The sequence below is a fragment of the Pseudomonas sp. HN11 genome (assembly GCF_021390155.1).
GTDB lineage: Bacteria > Pseudomonadota > Gammaproteobacteria > Pseudomonadales > Pseudomonadaceae > Aquipseudomonas.
The window spans coordinates 361,713-384,377 of record NZ_CP089985.1 but is presented as its reverse complement, the minus strand read 5'-3'; the positions used below and the strand labels follow the sequence as shown (position 1 = coordinate 384,377).

The 22,665-nt window shown below is 61.3% G+C and carries 18 protein-coding genes; 1 reads left to right on the top strand and 17 read right to left on the bottom strand.

All coding sequences use genetic code 11. The annotated features are described in order from the left end of the window. Window positions 1-121: 121 nt before the first annotated feature. The 12 genes from hutG to hutC all read right to left on the bottom strand — a co-directional run bounded on the left by hutG (window position 122) and on the right by hutC (window position 14,458). Complete coding sequence (gene hutG, locus LVW35_RS01770) at window positions 122-922, bottom strand: N-formylglutamate deformylase (protein WP_233893420.1); 801 nt, start codon at window positions 920-922, stop codon at window positions 122-124. An 11-nt stretch (window positions 923-933) separates the two neighbouring features. Further along, window positions 934-2,139, bottom strand: coding sequence for an imidazolonepropionase (gene hutI / locus LVW35_RS01765; RefSeq protein WP_233893419.1), 1,206 nt, complete (start codon window positions 2,137-2,139; stop codon window positions 934-936). Window positions 2,140-2,154: 15 nt separating this feature from the next. Continuing rightward, the gene (locus tag LVW35_RS01760) at window positions 2,155-3,564 is read right to left on the bottom strand and encodes an amino acid permease (RefSeq protein ID WP_233893418.1); all 1,410 of its coding nucleotides are present in this window, start codon (window positions 3,562-3,564) and stop codon (window positions 2,155-2,157) included. 98 nt (window positions 3,565-3,662) lie between these two features. Then, window positions 3,663-5,201, bottom strand: coding sequence for a histidine ammonia-lyase (gene hutH / locus LVW35_RS01755; RefSeq protein ID WP_233893417.1), 1,539 nt, complete (start codon window positions 5,199-5,201; stop codon window positions 3,663-3,665). A gap of 32 nt (window positions 5,202-5,233) precedes the next feature. Then, complete coding sequence (hutH, locus tag LVW35_RS01750) at window positions 5,234-6,742, bottom strand: histidine ammonia-lyase (RefSeq protein ID WP_233893416.1); 1,509 nt, start codon at window positions 6,740-6,742, stop codon at window positions 5,234-5,236. A 127-nt stretch (window positions 6,743-6,869) separates the two neighbouring features. Then, entirely contained in the window at window positions 6,870-7,694 is an 825-nt protein-coding gene (locus tag LVW35_RS01745) for a quaternary amine ABC transporter ATP-binding protein (protein ID WP_050572407.1), read from the bottom strand. Further along, complete coding sequence (locus tag LVW35_RS01740) at window positions 7,691-8,542, bottom strand: ABC transporter permease (RefSeq protein WP_233893414.1); 852 nt, start codon at window positions 8,540-8,542, stop codon at window positions 7,691-7,693. The genes LVW35_RS01745 and LVW35_RS01740 overlap by 4 nt, the downstream gene beginning before the upstream one ends. Before the next feature lie 72 nt (window positions 8,543-8,614). After that, on the bottom strand, window positions 8,615-9,580 hold the full coding sequence (locus LVW35_RS01735; RefSeq protein WP_233893413.1) for an ABC transporter substrate-binding protein: 966 nt from the start codon (window positions 9,578-9,580) through the stop codon (window positions 8,615-8,617). 69 nt (window positions 9,581-9,649) lie between these two features. Then, window positions 9,650-11,095 carry a purine-cytosine permease family protein gene (locus tag LVW35_RS01730; protein ID WP_233893412.1) on the bottom strand — a complete coding sequence of 482 codons (1,446 nt, stop codon included), beginning with the start codon at window positions 11,093-11,095 and terminating at the stop codon, window positions 9,650-9,652. 80 nt (window positions 11,096-11,175) lie between these two features. Then, complete coding sequence (gene hutU / locus LVW35_RS01725; protein ID WP_233893411.1) at window positions 11,176-12,846, bottom strand: urocanate hydratase; 1,671 nt, start codon at window positions 12,844-12,846, stop codon at window positions 11,176-11,178. Window positions 12,847-13,190: 344 nt separating this feature from the next. Further along, complete coding sequence (locus LVW35_RS01720) at window positions 13,191-13,751, bottom strand: HutD/Ves family protein (protein ID WP_233893410.1); 561 nt, start codon at window positions 13,749-13,751, stop codon at window positions 13,191-13,193. Beyond that, the gene (gene hutC / locus LVW35_RS01715) at window positions 13,748-14,458 is read right to left on the bottom strand and encodes a histidine utilization repressor (protein WP_232920667.1); all 711 of its coding nucleotides are present in this window, start codon (window positions 14,456-14,458) and stop codon (window positions 13,748-13,750) included. The genes LVW35_RS01720 and hutC overlap by 4 nt, the downstream gene beginning before the upstream one ends. Window positions 14,459-14,604: 146 nt before the next feature. Here hutC and LVW35_RS01710 point away from each other — a divergent pair, with 146 nt between their 5' ends. After that, window positions 14,605-15,969: a formimidoylglutamate deiminase gene (locus tag LVW35_RS01710; protein ID WP_233893409.1), complete on the top strand. Its 1,365-nt coding sequence runs from the start codon at window positions 14,605-14,607 to the stop codon at window positions 15,967-15,969. A 54-nt stretch (window positions 15,970-16,023) separates the two neighbouring features. Here LVW35_RS01710 and LVW35_RS01705 read toward each other — a convergent pair whose 3' ends face one another. The 5 genes from LVW35_RS01705 to LVW35_RS01685 form a co-directional block, all read right to left on the bottom strand. Next, on the bottom strand, window positions 16,024-16,593 hold the full coding sequence (locus LVW35_RS01705) for a lipocalin family protein (protein WP_038841684.1): 570 nt from the start codon (window positions 16,591-16,593) through the stop codon (window positions 16,024-16,026). A gap of 30 nt (window positions 16,594-16,623) precedes the next feature. Then, window positions 16,624-16,878, bottom strand: coding sequence for a lipoprotein (locus tag LVW35_RS01700; RefSeq protein ID WP_033897714.1), 255 nt, complete (start codon window positions 16,876-16,878; stop codon window positions 16,624-16,626). 176 nt (window positions 16,879-17,054) lie between these two features. After that, window positions 17,055-18,065 (bottom strand): class 1 fructose-bisphosphatase, encoded by a 1,011-nt coding sequence (locus LVW35_RS01695; RefSeq protein WP_003187818.1) that lies wholly within the window; start codon window positions 18,063-18,065, stop codon window positions 17,055-17,057. A 109-nt stretch (window positions 18,066-18,174) separates the two neighbouring features. Beyond that, window positions 18,175-19,518, bottom strand: a complete 1,344-nt coding sequence (locus tag LVW35_RS01690) for a DUF3999 domain-containing protein (RefSeq protein ID WP_233893408.1) — start codon at window positions 19,516-19,518, stop codon at window positions 18,175-18,177. Then, window positions 19,518-22,589, bottom strand: a complete 3,072-nt coding sequence (locus LVW35_RS01685; protein WP_233893406.1) for a DUF2339 domain-containing protein — start codon at window positions 22,587-22,589, stop codon at window positions 19,518-19,520. The genes LVW35_RS01690 and LVW35_RS01685 overlap by 1 nt, the downstream gene beginning before the upstream one ends. Window positions 22,590-22,665 lie beyond the last annotated feature (76 nt).

The window sequence follows — 22,665 nt, the reverse complement described above, 5'->3', positions numbered from 1 at the left end:
TCTCACTCGGCAGCTTTATTGTAGGAGTGGCGTCTGACGCGCCGTATCCACAACCTTACCCAGCGAGACCTCGATAAAAACGACCTGTGGCGACCGGGTTTTGCACCCAGGCGACAGACGGTCAGCCGTAGCGCTTCTGCCCCCACGCCAACAAACCCTGCATCAGTTGTTTCAACACCACCCGTGTCGGCTCGGCCAGATCCGGTCGATAACGGAACGGCTCAACCTCTTCCATATAGGTGCTCTGACACAACTCCAGCTGCACCGCATGGATATCCTGCGCCGGGTCGCCATAGTGCCGGGTGATGTGGCCACCCTTGAAGCGCCCGTTCAGCACATGGGTGTACTGCGGATGCGCCGCGCAAATGGCCTCCAACTGGCTGGCCAGCCCCGGATCACAGGCGGCGCCGTTAAAGGTGCCGAGGTTGAAGTCCGGCAGCTTGCCTTCGAACAGGTGCGGGATCACCGAGCGGATCGAGTGGGCATCGAACAGCAAGGCGTAGCCGAATTCAGCCTTGAGCCGCGCCAACTCTTCTTGCAGGGTTCGGTGATACGGGCCCCAGATTTTTTGCAGGTAGGTCACGCGCTCTTCTTCAGACGGCTCATGCCCTTCACGAAACAAGGGCACGCCATCGAACAGCGTGGCCGGGTACAGGCCGGTGGTGGCGCCCGCGTACAGCGGCTTGTCGTCGGAGGGACGGTTAAGGTCGATGACGAAGCGCGAGTACTCGGCCGCCAAAGTGCTGGCGCCCAGTTCTTCGGCAAAGTCATACAGCGTGGGGATGTGCCAATCGGTGTCCGGCAGGCTTTGCGCCTCGGGGATCAACCCATCCTGCACCGCTGGTGTCAGGCGCAGACCGGCGTGGGGCATGCTGATCAGCAGCGGCACACGGCCTTGTTTGAAGTTCAGAACCTTATCCACAGCAACACTCCTCAAACAGTGACATCGACGCCATGGCGCACGACGCGTTTATCCAGCTCGCCGCCCAGCCAATAGGCCAGGTCGGCGGGACGATCAATCTGCCAGGCGACAAAATCCGCGACCTTGCCCACTTCCAGCGAACCGTGGGTGTCGCCCATGCCCAACGCGGTAGCCGCATGTTGGGTGGCGCCGGCCAGGGCTTCTTCCGGGGTCATACGGAACAGCGTGCAGGCCATATTCAGCATCAGACGTACCGACAATGCCGGCGAGGTGCCGGGGTTGAGGTCGCTGGCGATGGCGATCTTTACGCCGTGCTTGCGCAGGGCGTCCATCGGCGGCAACTGGGTTTCGCGCAGGAAGTAGAACGCACCCGGCAGCAGAACCGCGACGGTGCCGGAGGCGGCCATGGCGATGGCGTCTTCTTCGGTCATGAATTCCAGGTGGTCCGCCGACAGCGCCTGGTAGCGCGCGGCCAGGCTGGAGCCATGCAGCGACGAAAGCTGCTCGGCGTGCAGCTTCACCGGCAGGCCGAGTTGCTGGGCGACTTTGAACACGCGCTCCACCTGTTCAGTGGAAAACGCCAGGTATTCGCAGAAGGCATCCACTGCGTCAACCAGCCCTTCGGCCGCCAACGCCGGCAGCATCTCGGCACAGATGTAGTCGATGTAATCGTCGGCACGGTCCTTGTACTCCGGCGGCAAGGCGTGGGCCGCCAGGCACGTGGCGCGTACGCTGACCGGCAGCGCTTCACCGAGGCGACGCGCCACCCGCAGCATTTTGCGTTCGTTGGCCAGGTCCAGGCCATAGCCGGACTTGATCTCCACGGTGGTCACGCCGTCGCGCAGCAGACTGCGCAGGCGCTTTTCAGCACTGGCGAACAGTTCATCTTCCGTCGCCGCACGGGTGGCGCGCACGGTGCTGGCGATACCGCCGCCCTTGGCCGCGATCTCGGCGTAGCTCACGCCTTCGAGGCGCTGCTCGAATTCGCCGCTGCGGTTGCCGCCGAACACCGTATGGGTGTGGCAGTCGATCAGCCCGGGGGTGACCCACGCGCCTTGCAGGTCATGCACGTGGGCGTAATCCGCCGTGGGTGCCTGGCTGCGGGGGCCGATCCACTCGATGAGCGAATCCACTGTGACCATGGCGGCATCCTCGATGATCGAGTATTTGCCCTGTGCCATGGTTGCGACGTGGCAGTGTTGCCAAAGCGTTTTCATCAACGCCTCCCTAGATTAACGATGAGACAAAGCCGGGTCGTGATGAGCCTTGGCCGCTTGCCCGGCCACGGGTTTGACCCACAGCAGGTAGGCCAGCACCAGCAGCACGATCCACACGGCACCGACCAACAATGCGGCCTGAGTGTCCGGGAAGTAACCCAGCACGCCAAACACGAACAGCATGAAGACAATGGCGGCTGCCGGCGCATAGGGCCAGAACGGCACGGGGAATTTCAGCTCGGTCACCTGCTCTTTGCTCATCGCTCGGCGCATGGCGACCTGGGTGAACAGGATCATCAGCCATACCCAAACGGTGGCGAAGGTGGCAATCGAGGCGATCAGCAAGAACACGTTTTCCGGGATCAGATAATTGAGTACAACACCGCCGAGCAGCGCCGCGCCCATCACCACCACGGTCATCCACGGCACGCCGTGTCTGGACAACTGCGCGAAACCCTTGGGCGCCTGCCCTTGCTGGGCCAGCCCGTACATCATGCGTCCGGCGCCGAAAATGTCACTGTTGATGGCCGAGACCGCCGCCGAGATCACTACGATGTTGAGGATGGTCGCCGCCGAGCCGATGCCGAGGTTGCTGAATATCTGTACGAATGGGCTACCCTGGCTGCCGATCTGCGGCCATGGATAGATGGCCATCAGCACAAACAGGGTCAGCACGTAGAACAGCAGGATGCGCAGCGGCACCGCGTTGATCGCCTTGGGGATCACGCGCTGAGGGTCCTTGGCCTCACCAGCGGTGATGCCGATGATTTCGATACCGCCAAAGGCAAACATCACCACCGCGAACGAGGCGATCAGGCCGCCGATGCCGTTGGGCATGAAGCCGCCATGGGCCCACAGGTTGCTGAGGCCGCTGGCGTGGGGTTCACCGGCCGAATGGATACCGAACAGCATGATGCCGAAGCCACCGAGGATCATCGCCACGATGGCGCCGACCTTGAGCAGCGACAGCCAGAACTCCATTTCGCCAAACACTTTGACGTTGCACAGGTTCAGGCCGCCGATCAGAAACACAATGCCGAGCACCCAGACCCAACGCGCGACGTCGGGAAACCAGAAGCCCATATAGATACCGAAGGCGGTCACGTCGGCCAGGCAGACAATGATCATTTCAAAGGCATAGGTCCATCCGAGGATAAACCCGGCCATAGGGCCAAGGTAAGTGCTGGCGTACTGGCCGAAGGAGCCGGAAACCGGATTGTGCACGGCCATTTCGCCGAGGGCGCGCATCACCATGAACACGGCGGCGCCGCCGATCAGGTAGGCCAGCAGCACAGCGGGGCCGGCCATCTGGATGGCGGAAGCGGAGCCATAGAACAGCCCGGTGCCGATCGCGGAACCGAGTGCCATGAAGCGAATATGTCGGGCGCTGAGCCCGCGTTTCAATCCTTTCTCTTGCTGGTGCATTTCTCGTCCTTAATTATTTTTATCCTGAGAAAAATCCGAACCTGGCGCCTGACAACTGTAGTGAGCGGGCTTGCCCCGCTCACTACAGGGTGTTGCGGTTACAGGCTCGGAAGGAGATTGGCCGGCACCAGCTCATTCAGGCAGCGAGTGGCGAGCAATTCGCTGGCGGCGTTGATGTCCGGGGCGAAGAAGCGGTCCTTGTCGTAGAACGCCACTTTGTCGCGCAGAATCCCACGTGCCTTTTCAAGCGCAGGCGAGGTTTTCAGGCCGTCGCGCAGGTCCAGGCCCTGGCACGCAGCCAGCCATTCCACAGCGAGAATGCCACGGGTGTTCTCGGCCATTTCCCACAGGCGCTTGCCCGCAGCCGGGGCCATGGACACATGGTCTTCCTGGTTGGCCGAAGTCGGCAGGCTGTCGACGCTATGGGGATGGGCCAGCGCCTTGTTTTCGCTGGCGAGCGCGGCAGCGGTCACCTGGGCGATCATGAAACCAGAGTTCACCCCGCCATTGCCCACCAGGAACGGCGGCAGTTGCGACATGTGCTTGTCCATCATCAGCGAGATACGACGCTCGCTGAGAGAGCCGATTTCAGCGATGGCCAGCGCCATGTTATCAGCGGCCATGGCCACCGGTTCCGCGTGGAAGTTACCGCCGGAAATCACGTCGCCTTCGGCGGCAAATACCAGCGGGTTATCCGACACGGCGTTGGCTTCTACCACCAGCACTTCAGCGGCCTGGCGGAACTGGGTCAAGCACGCGCCCATGACTTGTGGCTGACAACGCAAGGAGTATGGGTCCTGCACTTTGTCGCAGTTCTGGTGCGACTGGGACACCTGGCTGCTTTCACCCAGCAGGTGACGATAGGCCGCTGCCGAATCGATCTGCCCTTGCTGGCCGCGTGCGGCATGGATCCGCGCGTCGAACGGCGAGCGCGAACCCAATACCGCTTCCACGGTAAGCGCGCCGCACGCCAGGGCGCCGGCGAACAGGTCTTCGCCTTCAAACAGCCCACGCAGGGCATAGGCGGTGGACACTTGGGTGCCGTTGAGCAACGCCAGGCCTTCTTTGGCGGCGAGGGTCAGCGGCGTGAGGCCGGCGACCTTCAGCGCTTCGGTGGCTTCCAGCCATTCGCCCTTGTAGCGCGCCTTGCCTTCGCCCAGCAGCACCAGGGACATATGTGCCAAAGGCGCCAGGTCGCCGGAGGCACCGACCGAGCCCTTCAACGGAATATGCGGGTACACCTCGGCGTTGATCAGCGCGATCAACGCGTCGATCACCTGGCGGCGGATCCCGGAGAACCCACGGCTGAGGCTGTTGACCTTGAGCACCATGACCAGCCGCACCAGCGCATCGCTGATCGGCTCACCGACGCCGGCGGCGTGGGACAACACCAGGGAGCGCTGGAGGTTTTCCAGGTCTTCGCTGGCGATGCGGGTCGAGGCCAGCAGGCCGAAACCGGTGTTGATGCCGTAGGCGGTGCGGTTCTCGGCGAGAATCTGCTCCACGCAGGCGACACTGGCTTCGATCTGCGCCGTGGCGCTGTCATCCAGACTGAGGGTTACCGGCTGCTGGTAGATGGCTCGCAGTTGGGCAAGGCTCAGTTGGCCTGGAATCAGGTTTAGCGCAGTCACATTCATACTCCTTTTGAATTGTTCTTTTGAATAAGTCTTCAGTGCAAATTCGGTAAGTCGGTGTCTTTGAGCAGCGTGGCGGCGGCCGCAATGTCCGGTGCCAGCCAGCGGTCCTGCTCATAAGCCGGCACCACTTCACGCAGCAGGCGCCAGGCGCGGTCGGTGCCGGCGCCGAAGCGTTGGTCCTTGAGGAACTCGAACGCCTGGGCCGCCAGCAAGTACTCGATGGCGAGGATCTGCGTCACGTTGGCCAACACCTGGTGCAGCTTGAGCGCGGCATTGGTGCCCATGCTCAGATGGTCTTCCTGCAGGCCCGAGGTGACGAAGTTATCGAGCACTGCCGGCTGCGCCAATTGGCGGTTTTGCCCACACAATGAGGCGGCGACGTACTGCACGATCATCATCCCGGAGTTGACCCCGGGGTTGCTCACCAGGAATGCCGGCAAGCCATTGACGTGCGGGTTGATCAGGCGGTCCAGGCGGCGTTCGGCCACCGAGCCGATTTCGGCCATGGCAATCGTCAGCATGTCTGCCGCCAGTGCGACCGACTGTCCGTGCGGGTTGGCCTGGGACACCACGCGGTAGCTGTCCGGTGTGCCGAGTACCAGCGGGTTGTCGGTGGCGCTGTTGAGTTCGGTCTCGATCTGGCGCGTGGCATGTTCCACCTGGTCGCGGGCAGCGCCATGGATCTGCGGGATCGAGCGGATGCTCAGGGCATCCTGGGTGCGGATGCCTTTGCTGCTGGCGATCACTTCGCTGCCATCGAGCAGGGCGCGCAGGTTGACGCCGACTTGTTGCATGCCTGGGTGCGGTTTGAGGGCGATGATTTCTTCGTCGAAGGCATCGATCTGGCCGCGCTGGGCTTCGAAGCTCATGGCACCGATCACGTCGGCCCATTGCAGCAAGTGATGAGCGTCGGCCAGGGCCAGGCAGCTCAGGCCGGTCATGCACGGCGTGCCGTTGACCAGACACAGGCCGTCCTTGGCGCCGAGGACTACCGGATGCAAACCTTCCGCGCTTAAGGCCTCTTGAGCCGGAACGATGCGGCCTCGATAACTCACATTGCCCACACCCAGCAAGGCCACGCCTACATGGGCCATATGGGTCAGGTAACCCACCGAACCCTGGGACGGCACGTGCGGTGTGATGCCATGGTTGAGCAGCGCCAGCAACGAATGCACCACCTGCGGATGCAAGCCGGATTTGCCGTGGCTGTAGTTGATGATCGCCGCGCAGATGATCGCGCGGGTCTGCTCGTCACTCAGCACCGGGCCGACGCCGCAGGCATGACTCAGCAGGGTGTTGCGCGACAGCTGGCTGAGTTGTTCGCCCTTGAGCGACACATTGCACAACGCGCCCAGGCCGGTGTTCACGCCATAGGCGCGCTCACCACTGGCGACGATACGCTGCACGATGGCCTGGGCGTTGTCGATGCGCGCCCAGGCCTGGCCCGAGAGTTCGAGCACGGCGCCGTGGCGGGCGACGGCGACGACGTCCTGCCAGCGTAGTGGCATATCGGCGAGGGTGATTTTTGTTGCCTGGGACATCTTCATTCCTTCTTGAATTCTTTCGCAGCCTTAGCGGCCTCTTCGCGAGCAAGCCTGCTCTCACAGGGGGCGCTGTGGGAGCGGGCTTGCTCGCGAAGAGGCTAGCCAAATCACCACATAATCCGGATCAGACCACCGCCGCCCGCCGCTGAACAAACCGGTCCACATACTCGTCCGCCGGCGAATGCAGGATCTCCCGAGGCGTACCTACCTGGATCAGCTTGCCGTCCTTGAGGATCGCAATGCGGTTACCAATGCGCACGGCCTCGTCGAGGTCGTGGGTGATGAACACGATGGTTTTGTGCAGGGTCTTTTGCAGCTCCAGCAACTGGTCCTGCATCTCGGCGCGGATCAGCGGGTCGAGAGCACTGAAGGCCTCGTCCATCAGGATGATGTCGGTGTCGGCCGCCAAGGCGCGAGCCAGGCCGACGCGCTGGCGCATGCCACCGGAGAGCTGGTGCGGGTATTTGTTTTCGTAGCCCTTCAGGCCCACGGTTTCGATCCAGTGCAGGGCGCGTTCGGCGCAGACCTGCTTGGTTTCACCGCGCACTTTCAGGCCGTAGGCGACGTTATCGAGCACGCTCTTGTGGGGCAGCAGGCCGAAGCTCTGGAACACCATGCTGATCTTGTGCCGACGGAATTGGCGCAGGGCTTCCATGTCCAGTTGCAGGATGTCTTCGCCGTCCACCAGGATCGCGCCGCTGGTAGGATCGATCAGGCGGTTGAAGTGGCGCACCAACGTGGACTTACCGGAACCCGACAGACCCATGATCACGAAAATCTCGCCCGTGCCGATGCTCAGGGACAGATCGTTCACGCCAACCACGCAGCCGGTCTCGGCCAGCACCTGATCCTTGGTCTTGCCTTGGCCGATCAGCGACAGCGCGTCCTTGGAGCGAGCGCCGAAGATCTTGAACACGTTTTTAACTTCGATTTTGCTGACAGTAGTCATTTGCTCGCCTCATGCCGTGGACGACCATAGGCCTGGGTAATGCGGTCAATGACCACTGCGAGAATCACGATCGCCAGGCCAGCCTCAAGGCCACGCCCGACGTTGAGGGTCTGGATGCCGACGAGGACATCTTCGCCCAAGCCACGGGCGCCGATCATCGAGGCGATCACCACCATCGACAGTGCCATCATGGTGGTCTGGTTGATACCGGCCATGATGCTCGGCAACGCCAGCGGCAGTTGCACGCCGAACAGTTGCTGCCAGCGGTTGGCACCAAAGGCGTTGATGGCTTCCATGACTTCGCCGTCGACTTGACGAATCCCTAAGTCGGTCAGGCGGATCAGCGGCGGCGCGGCGTAGATCACCGTGGCGAAAATCGCCGGGACCTTGCCCAGGCCGAACAACATCAGCACCGGAATCAGGTACACGAAACTCGGCATGGTCTGCATGATGTCGAGCAGCGGCATCAGCACCGAACGCAAGCGATTGCTACGTGCCGACAGGATGCCCAGCGGCACGCCGATCAACACCGAGATCACCGTGGCCACCATCATCAAGGCCAGGGTCTGCATCAGCTTGTCCCACAGGCCAACCGCGCCAACGAGGAATAGCAAACCGACGATCACCGCCGTGGTCACCACCTTGCGGGTGGCGTGCCAGGCGACACCGCCGACAATGGCCAGCATCAGCCACCAGGGCGCTGCGCGCAGCACCCCTTCCAGGTTGACGATGGCCCATAACAGGGTGTCGGAAATGTGCCGAAACACATCACCGTAGTTGGTGACCAATGAGTCCACCCAACCGTTGACCCAGTCGGCGATGGAAAACGTAAAACTCTCAGGAAACATATCGTGCTCTCGATCCAGTGGGTTGTGGCCGGCTGTCCGACTAGCCCCTCAGGGTAGCCGGACAGACTTGACCTACAAGGCCGCGTCGATTTTTTTGGCTGCGTCGTCGCTCACCCAGGCGTGCCAGACTTCAGGATGTTCCTTGAGGAAAATTTTCGCCAGTTTTGGCGACTCAATTCGCTCCTTGGCCATGCGGCCCAGGTTCTGGTTCAGCAGGTCGATGGGCAGGTTGACCTTTTCCAGCACGGCTACCAGCTCCGGGGCTTGCTCGTGGAAGGTCTTGGACAGGCCGACCTTGATGCTCACGCTTTTATCCACACCAGGTTTTTCTTCCAGCTTGACCAGGTCAACCTGGCCCATCAGCGGCGTTGGCGACCAGTAGTAGAACAGGATCGGCTCGCCACGCTTGTAGCTCGACAGCACCGCCGCATCCAGCGCCGGGCCGGTGCCTGGGCGAAAGTTGGTGTAGGAATTTTCCAGGCCGTAGCTTTTCAGCATCTCGCTGTTGTCCAGCTCGCAGGTCCAACCGGCAGGGCAGTTGTAGAATCGGCCTTTGGACGGCTCTTCCTGGTCCTTGAACACGGAGGCGTACTTGGCCAGGTCAGCGATATTTTTCAGGTCCGGCGCCTTGGGTTCCAGCTTGCGCTTGGCGTCGCCTTCGATCACATAACGCGGCACGTACCAGCCCTCGATCGCACCCACCACCGGGGCGCCGACGCCGACGACTTTGCCGGCCTTCTCGGCCTTGTTCCAGACCTCACTACGGCCCACCCACTCTTCGGCGAAGACCTGGATGTCATTGCTGCTCAGGGCGTTTTCCATGGTGATGGAGTTGCCCGGCAGGCTGTCGGTTTTGCAGTCGTAGCCTTTTTCCAGCACGGTTTGCAGGATGTCGGTGAGCAACATGCCGCTTTCCCAGTTCAGGCCTGCGAATTTCACCGGCTTGCCGGATTCGCACCAGCCGGCCGCCTGGGCGCCAGCACTTGCCAGCAAACCCGCAGAGAGCATGGTGGCCATCAGGGTCTTATGCATTTTCATTGTTGTGACGCTCCCAATCTTGAAATGGATTACGGCAGTCAGTAGGCATCCTGCCCTGTCCACGTCCCATCAGGCTTGTGCAGCCAGCCCGTTTGCTCTTGGTATAGCGCCCTGCTCTGTTGGCAGGATCAGGTGATCGGGCACCGTGCCGTGCCATTTTTTTGCGCACAGGTAATACAGTGCGGCCGGCAGCACCAGACCGATGATCCAGGAAATGTCCACATCACCCAGCGCGACCACCAAAGGGCCGGTGTAGAACTTGGTGGAGATGAACGGCAATTGCACCAGCACGCCGAACACGTACACGCTGATCCCCAGCAGGTTCCAGCGACCGTAGCGGCCGTTGGGATCGGCCAGCGCCGGCACGTCATAGCGCTCGCGGGTGATGCAGTAGTAGTCCACCAGGTTGATCGCGCTCCAGGGCGTGAAAAACGCCAACAGGAACAGGATGAAAGACTTGAACGCCCCGAGGAACGAGTGCTGGCCGAGCAAGGCGATCAAGGTCGCAGTGCCGACAATCACCAGCACAAACATCAGGCGCTGCAAACGCGTGACCTCCAGGCGACCCCGGAAGCCGCTGATGATGGTCGCGATGCACATAAAGCTGCCATAGGAGTTGAGCGTGGAGATGGTGACCTTGCCGAACGCGATGCTGAAATACAGCAGCGCAGCGGTGGCTCCCGTACCACTCAAGCCCACGATGTAGGCCACTTCGTGACCGGCGAATTGCCCGTTGGACATGGCCGCGGCAAACACGCCGAGGATCATTGCCACCTGCGCGCCAATCACCGAACCCGCACCTGCGGCGAGAAAGGTTTTCACCGAAGAGGTCTTGCTCGGCAGATAGCGTGAGTAGTCCGCCACGTAAGGGCCGAATGCGATCTGCCAAGAGGCCGCGAGCGACACCGCCAGCAGGAAGCTGCTCCAACTGAAGTGGCGTATCTGCAAGAGTGCGCCAACGTCGGTCTGGCCTATCAGACGGCTGAACAGGTAGACAAAGGCGATCACGCCAATGACGCTGGCCACTCGGCCAATGAAGTGGATCACCCGGTAACCAAGCACCGTGACCAGCACGATGACGCTGGCGAAGATCAGGATGCCGGTGCTGTCGCTGACACCGAACAACTGGCCCAGCGCCTGACCGGACAATACGGTGCCGGTGGCGGTGAAGCCCAGGTACATCAGGCACACCAGCACGATCGGAATCGCCGCGCCGTACACCCCGAACTGCACCCGGCTGGAAATCATCTGCGGCAGGCCGAGCTTGGGCCCTTGCGCCGCATGCAAAGCCATGACGCCACCACCGATCAGTTGACCGACCAACAGGCCGATCAACGACCAGAACACATCACCGCCCAGCACCACGGCCAAGGCCCCGGTGACAATTGCGGTGATCTGCAGGTTGGCACCCATCCACAGGGTGAACTGGCTAAATAGACGACCGTGTCTTTCCGCTTCCGGGATGTAGTCGATCGAACGTCTCTCGATCAACGGGGTGGTGTCATTTGCAGCCATGTTGTTCAACCTCTGATGGATTGCTTTCTGGTCCACTGCAGATCAAATGTGGGAGCGAGCAAGCCCGCTCCCACATTTAGTTACTTGATCATCGGGAGATTGAGGCCCTGCTCTTTGGCGCAATCAATCGCGATTTGGTAACCGGCATCCGCGTGACGCATCACCCCGGTGGCCGGGTCGTTGTGCAGGACGCGGGCAATGCGTTCAGCCGCTTCGTCAGTGCCGTCGCACACGATCACCATGCCGGAGTGCTGGGAGAAGCCCATGCCTACGCCACCACCGTGGTGCAGCGAAACCCAGGTCGCGCCGCTGGCGGTGTTGAGCAAGGCGTTGAGCAGCGGCCAGTCGGACACGGCGTCGGAACCGTCCTGCATGGCTTCGGTTTCGCGGTTCGGGCTGGACACCGAGCCGGAGTCGAGGTGGTCACGGCCGATCACCACCGGTGCCGACAACTCGCCGCTGCGTACCATCTCGTTGAACGCCAGGCCGAGCCTGGCGCGCTGGCCCAGGCCGACCCAGCAGATACGCGCCGGCAGACCCTGGAAGCTGATGCGCTCGCGGGCCATGTCCAGCCAGTTGTGCAAGTGGGCGTCGTCCGGGATCAGCTCTTTGACCTTGGCGTCGGTCTTGTAGATGTCTTGCGGGTCGCCGGACAGTGCCGCCCAGCGGAACGGGCCGATGCCACGGCAGAACAGTGGGCGGATGTAGGCCGGTACGAAACCTGGAAAGTCGAATGCGTTTTCCACGCCCTCTTCCTGGGCCATCTGGCGGATGTTGTTGCCGTAGTCGAAGGTCGGGATGCCTTGCTTCTGGAATTCCAGCATGGCTTTGACGTGCACGGCCATCGACTGCTTGGCGGCCTTGATCACGGCGGCCGGCTCGGTCTTGGCGCGGGCGCGGTATTCGTCCCAGGTCCAGCCGGCGGGCAGGTAACCATTGAGGGGGTCGTGGGCGCTGGTCTGGTCGGTGACCATGTCCGGGCGCACGCCACGCTTGACCAGTTCCGGCAAGATTTCTGCGGCGTTACCCAGCAGGGCGATGGAGATAGCCTTGCCTTCCTTGGTGTACTTGGCAATACGCGCCAAGGCATCGTCGAGGTCGGTGGCTTGCTCGTCGACATACCGGCTGTTCAGGCGGAAGTCGATGCTGACCTGCTGGCACTCGATGTTCAGCGAGCATGCACCGGCCAGGGTCGCGGCCAGAGGCTGTGCACCGCCCATGCCGCCGAGGCCGGCGGTGAGCACCCAACGGCCTTTGAGGTTGCTGTCGTAATGCTGGCGACCGGCCTCGACGAAGGTCTCATAGGTGCCCTGGACGATGCCCTGGCTGCCGATGTAGATCCAGCTGCCGGCAGTCATCTGGCCGTACATGGCCAAGCCCTTGGCATCCAGTTCGTTGAAATGTTCCCAGCTCGCCCAGTGCGGCACCAGGTTGGAGTTGGCGATCAGCACACGCGGGGCGTTGTTGTGGGTCTTGAACACGCCGACCGGCTTGCCGGATTGCACCAGCAGGGTTTCGTCGTCATTCAGATTAGTCAGGCTCTCGACGATCTGGTCGTAGCACTCCCAATTACGCGCCGCACGGCCGATACCGCCGTACACCACCAGTTCTTTCGGGTTCTCGGCCACTTGCGGGTCGAGGTTGTTCATCAGCATGCGCAGCGGCGCTTCAGTCAGCCAGCTTTTGGCAGTGAGCTTGTTACCGTGGGCGGCACGGATTTCGACGTCACGGTACTTGGTTGGCTTAGTCACGAAAAACTCCTCGGCGATTGATGCACATACTTGATTGGTACGAAGTGGACTCTTACGCACACATCTCTACTTGTACATACAAGCATATGCAATCAAGCGGCCAACTTTGTGACAACGCCATCAGGATTTTTTTGGAATGGGCATGCAAGCCTGGAAAAATCGGGCTTTGAGACTAAATGAAATTTCTTACGTAGGAGTTTTGCTGCGGGGGAGACTTGTCACGATAGCGTGGCCTTGCGCCACGCTGGGGCATTCGGTAACAAATTGGTGCAGAGGCAAGAAACAGTATTTGTGCTCAACACAAAACAAATGTGGGGGGGCGAGCAAGCCCGCTCCCACATTTTTTAACCGCGTGCGGTCAGTTCGATGATGCAGCTGCGGCCCACGACGCAAACGTCCAACAGGCCAGTGTTACCGTCCACTTGCAGGCAATCGTGATGGCCCAGCTTCTGGTCTAGCACCTTTACCTCATCCGCGACACTGAACACCAACACGGTCTGCGCCGTGCTGAAAAAACGCTGCACACCGTCGATCCACTGCAGCCGTGCGTGGTAACGCTGGGGCGAGTAGATCAGATTGAAGTCGCGGATCGGACCAGTGATAAGCCGGCAGGACACCTGGCTGTCACCCCTGAACGCAAAGGGTTGCAGCGGTAACAACCCGCGCTGCTCCTCGCCATCCACGGTCAACACCATGCCCGCGCCTTTGATCACAGTGATCACACGCTGGTAGCCCGCAAAGGTGGAAAAACCTCCCGACTCCGCGATATCCGCTATCGACAAGCGCCAGCCAAAGCCATCCAGCCCGGCGCCGGCATCACGAGTGATTTCTTCAGTGCTGCCACCGCCGTTTTTCCACGGCATGCGGATGTAATCAGCGGCGCGCCAGACTTTCACGGTACTCATTTACTGAAACGTCCTTCGAGGCTGTGACGGGAACCAGGGTGGATCAAACGCGCGGCGGTCACCGGCTGGCGCCCCGACCAGGTACGCCTGCGAATCAAAAGGCACGGTTCAGTGGGTTCAATCTGCAGCAACTTGCACTCGGCGGCGTCGGCGAGGATAGCTTCGACCACGTGCTCGCCTTCGGTCAGCGGTGCCACCTGGTTCAGGTAGGCATACGGCGTTTGCTGGGTGAAATCCTGCTGCAGGTATTCCGGCGCGACCAGGGCGTTGACGAAACGGTCTTCGATTTGCACGGGGATATCGTTTTCGAAGTGCACGATCAAGGAATGGAAAACGCGCCCGCCTTCACGCATCTCCAGGGCAACGGCGCGCTCGGAACCGGCAGCCTCTTCGCCCAGGTGGATAACCTGACACGTGTGTCGATGGCCGCGTGAGGCGATCTCATCGGCAATGTTGTGCACTTCGAACAGGGCAGACTGGCTCTTGGGCTCGGCGACAAAGGTGCCGACGCCTTGCATGCGCACCAGCAACCCTTCGGCGGTGAGTTCGCGCAGGGCGCGGTTGATGGTCATGCGGCTGAAACCCAGCTGGCTGACCAGTTCGCTCTCGGACGGCACGCGGTAATGGGGCGGCCAGTTGCCGTTGAGAATTTGCTGGCTGATCATCTGTTTGACGCGGGCATACAAGGGCGCCGGACTTTCGTCCATGTGGGCAGCCAGCGAAGACTTGGCAGGCGGAGTCGGCACAGGGAATCCTTGCAGGGGGAAAAGATGCATAGATTGCCGGAGTTTACCGAGCAGGCAAACGTCTGTATATGTATATACAAACAAACACACGACGGGGTGCCTTGATCATGTCCGCTTTCTTTGCCGAACGCGCGCTGCTGCCTAATGGATGGGCCAATGATGTACGTCTTGAAGTCAGCGCCGAGGGCCTGCTGACAAAAGTTGAGGCCGATGCCAGCGCAGAGGCTGCCGAACGGCTGAGAGGCCCGGTTTTAGCGGGCATGCCGAATCTGCATTCCCACGCATTCCAGCGTGCCATGGCCGGTTTGGCGGAAGTCGCCGGCAACCCGAATGACAGCTTCTGGACATGGCGCGACTTGATGTATCGCATGGTGGGCAAGATCAACCCGGACCAATTGCAGGTAATCGCGCGCCAGCTGTACATCGAGATGCTCAAGGTGGGATACACATCGGTGGCCGAATTTCACTATGTGCACCATGACGTCAGTGGGCAGCCGTATGCGGATCGAACGGAACTGTCGCGGCAGATCAGCCAGGCGGCCGTCGGCAGCGGGATTGGTCTGACACTGGTGCCTGTGCTTTACACCCACTCCGGGTTTGGCGGCCAGGCACCGAATGAAGGCCAGCGGCGCTTTATCAACAGTACCGAACAGTACCTGGACCTGCAGGCGCAGTTGAAACCTATCCTCGCCGCGCAATCGGCACAGCAGCTGGGGCTGTGTTTCCACTCGTTGCGCGCGGTCACGCCCGAGCAAATCAATGACGTGCTGGCCGCCAGCGACAAGGCGTGCCCGGTGCATATCCACATCGCCGAACAGCAAAAGGAAGTCGATGACTGTCTGGCCTGGAGCGGCAAGCGCCCGCTGCAATGGCTGTATGACAACATTGAAGTGGATGAGCGCTGGTGCCTGGTGCATGCCACGCATGCCGATGCTGATGAAGTCGCACGCATGGCCAAGAGCCGCGCGATTGCCGGCTTGTGCCTGACCACCGAGGCCAATCTCGGCGATGGTATTTTCCCGGCGGTGGACTTTCTCGCTCAAAGTGGGCGTATGGGTATCGGGTCCGACAGTCATGTGTCACTGAGCGTGGTAGAAGAGCTGCGCTGGTTGGAATACGGCCAGCGCCTGCGCGATCAGCGGCGTAATCGCTTGTATCGCAGTGACCAGCCTATGGTGGGTCGCACGCTGTTTGACGCCGCGCTGGACGGCGGCGCACAGGCGTTGGGCCAGCCGATTGGTCGCCTGGAAGTGGGCAAGCGTGCAGATTGGATTGTGCTGGACGGTAATGATCCGTACCTGGCCACGGCGACCGAGGATGGGATCCTCAACCGCTGGTTATTTGCCGGCGGGGATCGGCAGGTGCGGGATGTGCTGGTCAACGGCAAGTGGGTGGTGCGCGATGGGCGTCATGCTGGTGAAGAGGAAAGCAGCCGGGCCTTCACGCACGTATTGAAGGAGTTGCTCGGTTAAAACGGTGGGAGCGGGCTTGCCCGCTCCCACATATTAGTCCGCATTGACTCAGCGTTATTGTGAGGTCTTCGCCATCTGCTTGTCCGACGTACGCCAGATCAACCGCGTGGTGTCATATCCCTGTTGACGCGCCCTGCTCAGCAGGTCTTCGCGGGTGTCCGCACTGACCGTTGGCGTGCGCGACAATATCCACATATAGCGCCGGCTCGGACTGCCCACAATCGCGGTTTTGTAGTCATCACTGACATACAATACCCAGTAATCGCCCTTGGCAACGCCCGGCAACAATGCGGTAAACCAGTTATTGAATTCCACCCATAGCTTGTCGGTCTTGCCCGGCACTTGCGGGGTAGCGGTGCCCTTGGCTTCTTCCCACTTCCATTCGGTTGTCAGGCAGCGGTTGAACACCGACATGTCGCCGTCGGGCAACAGGGTGTAGCGGGCTTCGGACTGCGCGCAGTTGCGCTGGAAGTACATCGGTAATCGAGCCAACTCATACCAGGTGCCCTGGTAACGTTTGAGGTTGACGTTGCTTGCAGTCTTGGGTTGCAGATCATCGCCAGAATGGCTGGCGCAGCCTGCCAAAAACAGGCTGGCACAAAGGAACAAAACAAAACGGATCATTCTTCTTCTCCCGCAGGCTCTCGCCCCGGTTTACTTCAGGCCTTGCCCGGAAAACATCAGAACCTTGTCACCGGCATATTGAACGCTGATAAAGCTGTTTTTATCGCCCCAGGTGCAACTGGACATACCCAGCGCGCCGGAACAGTCGGTCGGCTTGCCCAGCAAAGACTCCACCTCTGCCTTGGCCATGCCAGCCGACAATTTTTGGTAGTTTTCTTGATTGACCTTGCTGCAAGCGGCCAACAGCACGCAAAAAGCCAGCAAAGCGAGACGGCGTAACGACATGGAAAAACTCCTGGAGGGACGAAGCAGCATGGGTATCTGCCAGAAGCTTAGAAGGGAAAAGAGGTGTCTGGTTCCCGACGAACGAAAACAAAAAAGCCCCGAAAACGCTGAAACGTTTCGGGGCTTCTTCAAGGGTGAAACGGCTCACAACAACGCCGATCACTTATCGCCGCAGCTTACTTCTTGTGATAGGCCGTCACACGCTCAACTTCTTCCTTCGAACCCAGGAACACGGCCACACGCTGGTGCAGGCCTTCAGGCTGGATGTCGAGGATGCGCTGGTGGCCATCGGTGGACGCACCGCCCGCCTGCTCAACCAGGAACGACATCGGGTTGGCTTCGTACATCAGGCGCAGCTTGCCCGGCTTGGATGGCTCGCGGCTGTCCCGTGGGTACATGAACAGGCCACCACGGGTCAGGATGCGGTGCACGTCGGCAACCATCGCGGCCACCCAGCGCATGTTGAAGTTTTTCTTCAACGGGCCTTCTTCGCCTTCCATCAGTTCGTTGACATAGCGCTTTACCGGTTCTTCCCAGTGACGCTGGTTGGACATGTTGATCGCGAATTCCTGGGTGGAAGCCGGGATGGAGATGTCTTCGTGGGTCAGTACGAAGCTGCCCATTTCGCGGTCCAGGGTGAAGCCTTTGACGCCGTCGCCCAGGGTCAGTACCAGCATGGTCTGCGGGCCGTAGATGGCGTAACCGGCAGCGACCTGCTCGGTGCCAGGCTGCAGGAAGGCCTTTTCGTTCAGGGCTTCGTTCTGGCTCAGGTATTCGTTCGGGCAACGCAGTACCGAGAAGATGGTGCCGACCGGTGCGTTGATATCGATGTTGGACGAACCGTCCAGTGGGTCGAACACCAGCAGGTACGCGCCTTTCGGGTATTTGCCGGGGATCTGGTAGGCATTGTCCATTTCTTCGGACGCCATGCCGGCCAGGTGACCGCCCCATTCGTTGGCTTCGAGGAGGATCTCGTTGGAAAGTACGTCGAGCTTCTTCTGCACTTCGCCCTGCACGTTTTCGGTGCCCATGCTGCCCAGGACACCACCCAGTGCACCTTTGGACACGGCGTGGCTGATTTCCTTGCAGGCACGCGCCACCACTTCGATAAGGAAGCGCAGATCGGCAGGCGTGTTGTTGCTGCGGGTCTGCTCAATCAAATAGCGACTCAAGGTAACGCGGGACATGTAAGGCTCCGGAAAATGGGGGGCTTGAAAACCCGCGCAGTTTAACGCGAGTCGGGGCGTATTTCCTCCTATCAGAGGATTTAAACCCAATAGAGTTCATGGACTTTATTTAACGTGCCACCGACGGCTTGCGCAGCAAACTGTAGGCCATGGCGCCCAGTGCCGCCACGCCGAGCAGCAATACGGCCCAGAGGCCGAGTTGTTTCCAGTCTGTTCCACTATCGACCGCGTGCGGTGCAGTGGCGATTTCCCCGGTGACCGAGGCCTGCCCTAGCATCTTGAGACGCTCGGCGCTGTAGTCGGGAATCAGGGTCGAGAGCGGAAGATTCGCCGCCTTGACCGACGCATTGCCCAGCGCCAGCGTGAATGGCGGCTCACCCCGCGCAAGAAACACCAACTGCGTGGCGCGTACCGCAAAACGCAACGTCGGTGCCTCGATACCCAGGCCGCCACCGCGCTCATCTACGGCCAACTTGAGCTCGGCAACCATCTGGCCCGGCAGCTGCAATTCATCCTGCACCACGTCCCGGCCATTCTGGGTCAGGCGATACAGCACGCCATTGCTCAGGGGTTGCCAGGCCTGCTTGCTGTCCCTGCGCCCCGCCAGCATCACGGGCGCCAAGGTGTTGGGTTGTTTCAACTCGATGCGCAGCCGCTCTAGACTCAGCCCCGCGGGTAACTGCCAGCTGTACTCCCCGGCCTTGAGCCGCGTACCCGCCAAGGGTTGCGACCACACCAAAGGCAGCGGCACGCTGCTACTGGTGACACTCACCAACTGGGCAGAGGTCAGCAAAGGCGCCTCCTGGCCTTGCCAGACCAGGCGCAGGTAACGCGCTGCTTGCCCAGGCAGGCTCACGTCATGCTGCTCGACCCGTTCGTCGGCGAACGACAAACGCGCCACCTGCCCATCGCCCCAGGCTCGCCAGTGCTGCAAGTCATCACTGGCTTCAATGCTGAAACGCTGGAAGCCCTCTTGTTCATGGCTCCAGTCCAGGCTCAATTGCTGCAAAGGCGCCTTTATCGCACTGGCGTCCAACACCCAGCCGCGCAGCACTTGCTTGCCGGGTGTCGGTGCAGTGGCTGAGGTGATTTGCACCAGGGTGCCTGTGGTGGTGGCCTTCATCACCACGTCGGGCAAGGCTTGCTCAGTGTCGGCGGCGTAAAGCGGGAACCATTTCACGTCGGTAACGTTGCGATTCTCGGTGCGCTGCGCGGACTGGCGCGACAATGCATAGGCCTGGGATTCACCGGCGGCGTTGAACACCCGCACATCGCCGAGATCGGCCTGGCGTGCGTTCAATTGCACGGCCAACGGCAGTTCCAGGCGGTACCAGGGGCCAGTACCGCTCACGGCCAGCGGCACCTGGGTGGTGAAGTCAGCCGGACGTTCTTGAGCAAACGCCGCCGAGCACAGCATCCATACCGTCAACCCACTCAGACTCAGCTTGCCCATCAAGAAGATGCCTCCTCAGTTTCAACGCGTTTAGGCGGCAGCGGCGCAAAGTAGCCCACCACCAGCAACAAACCGCCCACGCCGATAAACGACACGATCCGCGCCAAGCCGCCACGGTTACTCAGCTCGACAAAGAACAGCTTGGCCACCACCACGGCGATCAGGGCTGCGCCGATCAGCCACACTTCGCGACGATGGCGCAGGTGACCGCCGATCATCAGGCTGAGGGCGATCAGGGTCCAGATGATGGACAGGCCCGCTTGCACCAGCATGGACTCCAGCAACGCCTCCAAATAAAACGGCACGCCGCCCCAATGATGGGCGGTACGCATCACCAGCGCGGTAAAGAAGGCGAACAGCGAGGTGCCGGCCACGCCCTGGGCGATCAATTCAACGCGCGGCCCACGCTGCGGCGTTGCACTGCGCGACCACAGGTAAATGCCCAGCAGCGCAAACAGCAGGCCCAGGTCCAATGGGTTGAGCAGCGGCACATAAGGCAACGGCTTGGCCGTGCCGTCACTAAAGATGTTCGCCAGCCAGAACCAACCGAGCATCAGCACCGCCAGCGGCAGTGCGGCGAGCACACGGTATGCCCTTGGGTATGCCGAAATGGGCCACGGCCAGCTGCGCGGCGCGGCGGCCAGCACCAGGTACAGGCTCGGCAGAATCGCCCAGCCCAACCAACGCCAGGCGTTGTATTCGCTCGACAGCAACAGCAAGCCGTAACGCAGCTCCAGCGCCAGCACGCCGATCAGCATCCAGCAGCCCAGCACGTGAGCCGCGCCCAAGACTTTTCCAGGCACCAGTGCGGCCAAACGTCGTAGCGAGATGAAATGCACCACGAACACCGCCAGCCAGGCCAGCCAGCCGAACTGCGCGGCCGGGTGGTAATAATCGGTCCACGCGCCCCACAATACGAGGCCCACCGCTGGCATCAGCAACGTGCTGGCGATACCCAACGCCGTCCAGCGCAAACGCAGCGCCAGTGCCGTCCAGATCACCCCGCTCAGCGCAACCGCCAGCAGCAACAGCGCAACGTGCAAGGCCGCAGGTGCCAAGCGCCACACTTCAATGATCACCGCCAACGCCCACCAGGCCACGCCCCACGCCAGCAGACCTGCAGACAAGCGGCCACGGGGCAAGCGCCAGGCGCCGAGCATCGCCGCCAAGGCAATGATCAGCGGCGTCCAGGCATTATTCACGGGATCGAGCGCAAACAGCGCACCGGCAAGCACCTGCACAGCAACGCCACAGCGCACGACCACTGGCGAGCCAATACGCTGGCCCGCCCACAAGGTCGCAAGGCCAGCAACAACCCAACCGACGATGCTGCCTTGGGTTGAAAACAACAGCGGCGCCAGCAGGTAAGCGCAGCCCAGACCAAGCACGGCGAGCACTGGAGCACCGAGGCGCTCCCAACGCCGGGTCTGTTCCGGCGCGGCTTTGTGTAGTTGATAAAAGCTGAACAACAGTGCCGCGCCCAGCAACAGCGCCCCCAATGGCGGCCCCTGCAGTAAAGTGTCCTGGCCATCGCGCAGTTCGCTGAGGAAGGCCAGCAGCGAACCCAGTTGCAGCAACAAGGCGAACGCCCGCGCCACGGGTCGATGTTGGCGTAGACCGAGCCAGAAAATCCCGGCGCCTTCGACGGCCCACGCCGCAGCCGTCCAGCGTGCGTCGAGGCCCAAAGGAATAGTCAGGCTGGCGAAAATCACGCCCAGGGCCAGGCACGTTTCCGTCAGGAGCAAGGCGCGCCCGCCACTGAGTAAACGGGCCAATACCATGTAAATAATGCCTAGGCCCAGCGCGCTGAACGCAGCAGCAAATTCAAGGTGTTGCACCAGTGCGAACTGCAAGCCAAAGCCCACCAGGGGCGGGCCGAATAACAAGGTACCGTCGACATAATCCCCCCTGGCCGCCGACGAGCGCAGTTGCGCGCCACGGCTGGCACCCTCGGAGGCGTCGGGGAATTCCAGCAATTTGCGCCGAGCAAACAGCAGGCCGATAGCCAGGTACATCAGGAAAAACAGGATCAGGAACGGCTCGGTACTCCACAACAGCTCCGGCGTGTAGGAACGCATGCCCCAGGCGAAACCGATACCAAAGGTGCCCACAAAACCGATCACGTTCAGCAGACGCCAGGCCTTGAACCAGGCAATCGTGAGGATGCCGGCGTTGAGCAACGCAAAGTAGCTGAACAGCGCCACATGGCTACCGACGCCGGTCGACACCAGGATCGGTGCCGCAAACCCGCCCAACGCCGCCGCACAGGCCAGGCCGAGCGCATCCTGGGTGATCGCCAGGATCGCCGAACATACCGTGACGGCGACCAGCAACCCCATTGCGGCACCGGGATCAATCAGCGGATGCAAACGCATCGCCGCAAATACCGTGAGGTACAACACTGCAATGCCCGCGCCTTGCAGCATCAAGCCGTAGTTGCTGTTACGCAGCCGCAGCCACCAGCCCAAACCCAGCAAGCCCAAGGCAGCAGCGGCAACACCGGCGTAACGCAGTTCGATCGGCACCACAATGCCTTCAGTGGCATAACGCAGCAGGAACGCCAGGCCGAGGAACAACAGCACCACGCCGACGCGCAGCACGGTGTTGCCGCCAAACAGCCAATTGCGCGCGCCGCTGATGGCGCGCTCGATCAGGCCAGGGCCGCGCGGGGTTGCAGGCTTTTTAGGAGAGGGCGTCGGAGCCCACACGTCATCCGGCAGCGGCTGGCTCGGTTCGGCGACCCTGGCAACAGGTGCCAATTCGGCAGGCAGCTCCCACACCAGCTCGGGCGGCTTGACGACAGGTGCTGGCTCAGGGACGGAGGGTTCGACAATCACACTGCCAGTGGGCGCGGGCACCTCCAACTGCCGCAGGCGTTCGCCCAACGCAATCAGCGACTTCTGCGTGGTTTCCAACTGACGCGCCTGCTTGTCTGCCTGGGCCGCCAACTGCGCCAGGCGAATCGCCTGGCCAATGCCCAAACCCAACAGCGCACCGATGCCCGCATCACTGAACGACTCGTCGAGTGTCCAGCCGAGCACTAGGCCAATCAGCATGAAAATCCATTGCATGGTCGATATCCCTAAGCAAACCGTCGCTCAGTATATCGACGCAGAACCAATGTGGGAGCGGGCTTGCTCGCGAATG

Excerpts from the sequence above, each read along its gene's own strand:
- hutI (WP_233893419.1), bottom strand. The coding sequence starts at position 2,139 with ATGAAAACGCTTTGGCAACACTGCCACGTCGCAACCATGGCACAGGGC.
- LVW35_RS01760 (WP_233893418.1), bottom strand. The coding sequence starts at position 3,564 with ATGCACCAGCAAGAGAAAGGATTGAAACGCGGGCTCAGCGCCCGACAT.
- hutH (WP_233893417.1), bottom strand. The coding sequence starts at position 5,201 with ATGAATGTGACTGCGCTAAACCTGATTCCAGGCCAACTGAGCCTTGCC.
- hutH (WP_233893416.1), bottom strand. The coding sequence starts at position 6,742 with ATGTCCCAGGCAACAAAAATCACCCTCGCCGATATGCCACTACGCTGG.
- LVW35_RS01745 (WP_050572407.1), bottom strand. The coding sequence starts at position 7,694 with ATGACTACTGTCAGCAAAATCGAAGTTAAAAACGTGTTCAAGATCTTC.
- LVW35_RS01740 (WP_233893414.1), bottom strand. The coding sequence starts at position 8,542 with ATGTTTCCTGAGAGTTTTACGTTTTCCATCGCCGACTGGGTCAACGGT.
- LVW35_RS01735 (WP_233893413.1), bottom strand. The coding sequence starts at position 9,580 with ATGAAAATGCATAAGACCCTGATGGCCACCATGCTCTCTGCGGGTTTG.
- LVW35_RS01730 (WP_233893412.1), bottom strand. The coding sequence starts at position 11,095 with ATGGCTGCAAATGACACCACCCCGTTGATCGAGAGACGTTCGATCGAC.
- LVW35_RS01720 (WP_233893410.1), bottom strand. The coding sequence starts at position 13,751 with ATGAGTACCGTGAAAGTCTGGCGCGCCGCTGATTACATCCGCATGCCG.
- hutC (WP_232920667.1), bottom strand. The coding sequence starts at position 14,458 with ATGGACGAAAGTCCGGCGCCCTTGTATGCCCGCGTCAAACAGATGATC.
- LVW35_RS01710 (WP_233893409.1), top strand. The coding sequence starts at position 14,605 with ATGTCCGCTTTCTTTGCCGAACGCGCGCTGCTGCCTAATGGATGGGCC.
- LVW35_RS01705 (WP_038841684.1), bottom strand. The coding sequence starts at position 16,593 with ATGATCCGTTTTGTTTTGTTCCTTTGTGCCAGCCTGTTTTTGGCAGGC.
- LVW35_RS01700 (WP_033897714.1), bottom strand. The coding sequence starts at position 16,878 with ATGTCGTTACGCCGTCTCGCTTTGCTGGCTTTTTGCGTGCTGTTGGCC.
- LVW35_RS01695 (WP_003187818.1), bottom strand. The coding sequence starts at position 18,065 with ATGTCCCGCGTTACCTTGAGTCGCTATTTGATTGAGCAGACCCGCAGC.
- LVW35_RS01690 (WP_233893408.1), bottom strand. The coding sequence starts at position 19,518 with ATGGGCAAGCTGAGTCTGAGTGGGTTGACGGTATGGATGCTGTGCTCG.
- LVW35_RS01685 (WP_233893406.1), bottom strand. The coding sequence starts at position 22,589 with ATGCAATGGATTTTCATGCTGATTGGCCTAGTGCTCGGCTGGACACTC.